Source organism: Streptomyces ipomoeae 91-03 (assembly GCF_000317595.1).
GTDB classification, from domain to species: Bacteria; Actinomycetota; Actinomycetes; order Streptomycetales; family Streptomycetaceae; genus Streptomyces; species Streptomyces ipomoeae.
This window is the reverse complement of sequence record NZ_AEJC01000119.1, coordinates 1-3,631: the sequence shown is the minus strand read 5'-3', so window position 1 is coordinate 3,631 and position 3,631 is coordinate 1. Positions and strand designations below refer to the sequence as shown.

The window sequence follows — 3,631 nt, the reverse complement described above, 5'->3', positions numbered from 1 at the left end:
CCCCTGGGGGCGCGAGGAACCGCGCTACCAGCCGCAACGAACCCGTAGTCACCAACGAACCCGTAGTCGCCAACGGATCCGCCGTCCCCCCCCACCTCAGGCGTCGGTCTCCCTCGCTTACGCGTCGACCTCCGACCGATCCCCGCCCCACAACGTGTGGAACGACCCCTCCCGGTCCACCCTCCGATACGTGTGCGCCCCGAAGAAGTCCCGCTGCCCCTGCGTGAGCGCCGCAGGCAACCGCTCGGCCCGCAGCGCGTCGTAGTACGCGAGCGCCGCCGCGAACCCGGGCGTCGGCACCCCCTGCCGCGTCGCGGCGATCAGCACCTCGCGCCAGTCGTCCTGAGCGGCGGCGATCTCCTGGGCGAACGTCTCGTCGGACAGCAGGCTCGGCAGATCCGGCCGGGCGTCGTACGCCGCGCGGATCCGGTCGAGGAAGGCGGCCCGGATGATGCAGCCGCCACGCCAGATGGAGGCGACCTTGCCGAGGTCGATGTCCCAGTCGTACTCGGCACGGGCCGCGTCGATCTCGTGGAAGCCCTGCGTGTACGACACGATCTTGGAGGCGTACAGCGCCTGCTCGACCCGGTCGGCGAAGGCCCCGGCCTCGGCCGCGCTCAGCGGCGTCGCCTTCGGGCCGGCCAGCGACCGCGAAGCGTCCCGCAGCGAGGCGTGGCCGGACAGGGAGCGGGCGAAGACGGCCTCGGCGATGCCGGAGACCGGAACGCCCAGGTCGAGGGCGATCTGGACGGTCCAGCGGCCGGTGCCCTTCTGCTCGGCCTGGTCCACCACCACGTCCACGAACGGCTTGCCGGTCGCGGCGTCGACGTGCGCCAGCACCTCGGCGGTGATCTCGATCAGGTAGGAGTCGAGGCGGCCGGTGTTCCAGGTGCGGAAGATCTCCGCGATCTGCGCGGGGGAGTACCCGGCGACATCGCGCAGCAGCTGGTAGGCCTCGCCGATCAGCTGCATGTCGGCGTACTCGATGCCGTTGTGGACCATCTTCACGAAGTGCCCGGCGCCGTCCGGCCCGACATGCGTGACGCAGGGGGCCCCGTCGGCGGCCTTCGCGGAGATCTTCTCCAGCATCGGGCCGAGCGATTCGTACGACTCGGCCGGGCCGCCCGGCATGATGCTGGGCCCGTTGAGCGCGCCCTCCTCGCCACCGGAGATGCCCGCGCCGACGAAGTGGATGCCCTGCTCGCGCAGCGCGGCCTCGCGGCGGCGGGTGTCGGCGAAGTGCGCGTTGCCACCGTCGATGATCATGTCACCGGGCTCCAGGAGCGGCGCGAACTCCTCGATCACCGCGTCCGTGGGGCCGCCCGCCTTCACCATGACCACCAGGCGCCGGGGCCGCTCCAGCGCCTGCACGAACTCCTTGGCGGTCTCGGCCGCGATGAAGTCGCCCTCGTGTCCGTGCTCCTTCACCAGCGCGTGCGTACGCGCCGACGTGCGGTTGTGCACGGCGACGGTGTAGCCGTTGCGCGCGAAGTTGCGGGCGAGATTGCTCCCCATGACCGCGAGGCCGGTGACGCCGATCTGGGCGGTAGTGCTCATACGGTTGGCTCCTATGGATCCTGGAATCAGTGGTGCCGGTCGATCCTGACGACCCGTGCTGCTGGTCGCTGTAAAACGTGGCGCTGGTCGCTGTAAAACGTGGTGCTGGATGGTGAAAGCGTGGTGCTGGTCAGTCCTGACGAGTCGTGGCGTCGGTAGGTCCTCATATCGGTCGTGCCGTTCCTGCCCGCCAGTATTGTCCTCTCGGCCGTCCCGGCGTGCGGCGCCCCCGACCGAACCGCGCGGCCTGCCGGGCTTGAGTACGCAAGAAGGGCCCCACCTGCCTCAATGGACCGCGCATCCGGGTGATTTACGCGCCGTACGCGGTCACTCGTGCGCCGGACAAGGGCACTTATGCGCCCGGATCAGGTCGCTTACGCGCCACTGGAGTGGCTGGCGCGGCTGAATTTTCGTCTTGTCATGGCCGGTTCGCGGCGCTTACTTTTGCGGCTCATGGCATATGCGAGGGGGGCTTCTCGATGGCCGCACGCGGTCGGCACCGCCGGTACCAGCCGAACAGGATCAACCGCGCCTCACTCACCGTCACCGCCGGCGGGGCCGGAATGGCGCTTCCGCTGATCGCCACCGGGACCGCGGAGGCGGCCGACGTCGAGACCTGGGACAAGGTCGCGGCGTGCGAGTCCACCAACGACTGGAACATCAACACCGGCAACGGCCACTACGGCGGCCTCCAGTTCACCCAGTCCACCTGGGAGGCCTACGGCGGTACGGCCTACGCCCCGCGCGCCGACCTGGCCACCAAGGACCAGCAGATCGCGATCGCCGAGAAGGTCCTCGACGGGCAGGGGCCCGGCGCCTGGCCGGTGTGCTCGGTGCGGGCGGGGCTCACCCGGGGTGGCGACACACCCGACATCAAGCCCGGCGGCGGTGGCTCCACACGCACGATCGAGGACGTGAAACCGCAGACCACGCCCCAGTCGCAGGCGGGCAAGGTCGAGATGTACACGGTCGTCCGCGGCGACACCCTCTCCGAGATCGCCGACTCCCAAGAGGTGAAGGGCGGCTGGCGCGGGCTCTACAACGCCAACCGCAAGACCATCGGCTCCGACCCGGACCTGATAGTGCCGGGGCAGCGGCTCAGTCTGCGCGCGACGGTCCCGAAGGGCGGCTCGGACACCGACAAGGACGTGTCCGACGAGAAGCAGGAGCAGACGAAGCAGCGGAAGGAGCAGAAGGAGAGGAAGGAGCAGAAGGCCGACAAGCGGCAGTCGTCCACGTCCTTCGTCGCCCCCGTGAGCGCTTCCCTGGGCACGCCCTACCGGGCCTCCGGTTCCTCCTGGTCGAAGGGCTACCACACGGGTGTCGACTTCCCCGTGCCGACCGGCAGCGCCGTGAAGTCCGTCGGCTCCGGGGAGGTCGTCACCGCCGGCTGGGGCGGCTCCTTCGGCTACCAGGTCGTGATCCGGCACTCCGACGGCCGCTACACGCAGTACGCCCATCTGTCGGCGATCTCCGTGAAGGACGGCCAGCACGTGAGCGCGGGCCAGCGCATCGGCCGCTCGGGGAACACGGGCAACAGCACGGGCCAGCATCTGCACTTCGAGGTGCGGACGGGGCCCGGGTTCGGCAGCGACATCGACCCGATCGCCTATCTCAGGGCGGGAGGGGTACGGATATGACGCGCCGCGGGAGGCCCGGTTCCGGGCCTCCCGCTCAGGGTGCGACGTGGCCGTGCTCAGGATGTGACGTGGTCGCGATGCCGGTCGCGGAGCGGCCCCGGGATGTACAGCTCGCCGGAGAACGGCCGCTGCGGCAGCTCTCCGGACGGACCGTCGTCCCTGTACGCGTTCCCCAGGAACGGGGCCGGTACGACCATGGGCTTGTCGAGGTCGATCGCGCCCTCGGCGGCCGGGATCCCGGCCGGCTGCTGCGGAAGACCCGCGAGCAGTGCCTCGACGGTCAGGGCCTCCCGGTCGGGGACGGTGACACCGTCGATCGTGGTGACCGTGACCTCCTCGTCGCCCCGCTCCCGGCGCGCCTCGTCGTCGAGCCGCTCGGTGGTCAGCAGGATCAGACCGCCCGCCGCCACGACCCCGCAGCCCAGCGCGAGGAG

Annotated in this window: 2 protein-coding genes and 1 pseudogene; 1 reads left to right on the top strand and 2 read right to left on the bottom strand. The window is 70.4% G+C overall.

Going from position 1 to position 3,631, the window contains the following annotated elements; translation table 11 throughout:
- Window positions 1-117: 117 nt before the first annotated feature.
- A complete protein-coding gene (gene gndA / locus STRIP9103_RS08175) occupies window positions 118-1,557 on the bottom strand; it encodes an NADP-dependent phosphogluconate dehydrogenase (RefSeq protein WP_009303149.1) in 1,440 nt (479 codons plus the stop codon).
- Between the two features lie 479 nt (window positions 1,558-2,036).
- Here gndA and STRIP9103_RS08170 point away from each other — a divergent pair, with 479 nt between their 5' ends.
- A complete protein-coding gene (locus STRIP9103_RS08170; RefSeq protein WP_009303152.1) occupies window positions 2,037-3,197 on the top strand; it encodes a transglycosylase family protein in 1,161 nt (386 codons plus the stop codon).
- A 56-nt stretch (window positions 3,198-3,253) separates the two neighbouring features.
- On the opposite strand, the pseudogene STRIP9103_RS08165 reads toward STRIP9103_RS08170, so the two are convergent.
- Window positions 3,254-3,631: pseudogene (locus STRIP9103_RS08165) on the bottom strand (DMT family transporter); the annotation flags it as partial.

Bases quoted from the DNA above. Each gene is read 5' to 3' on its own strand.
- gndA (WP_009303149.1), bottom strand. From the start codon at position 1,557: ATGAGCACTACCGCCCAGATCGGCGTCACCGGCCTCGCGGTCATGGGG.
- STRIP9103_RS08170 (WP_009303152.1), top strand. From the start codon at position 2,037: ATGGCCGCACGCGGTCGGCACCGCCGGTACCAGCCGAACAGGATCAAC.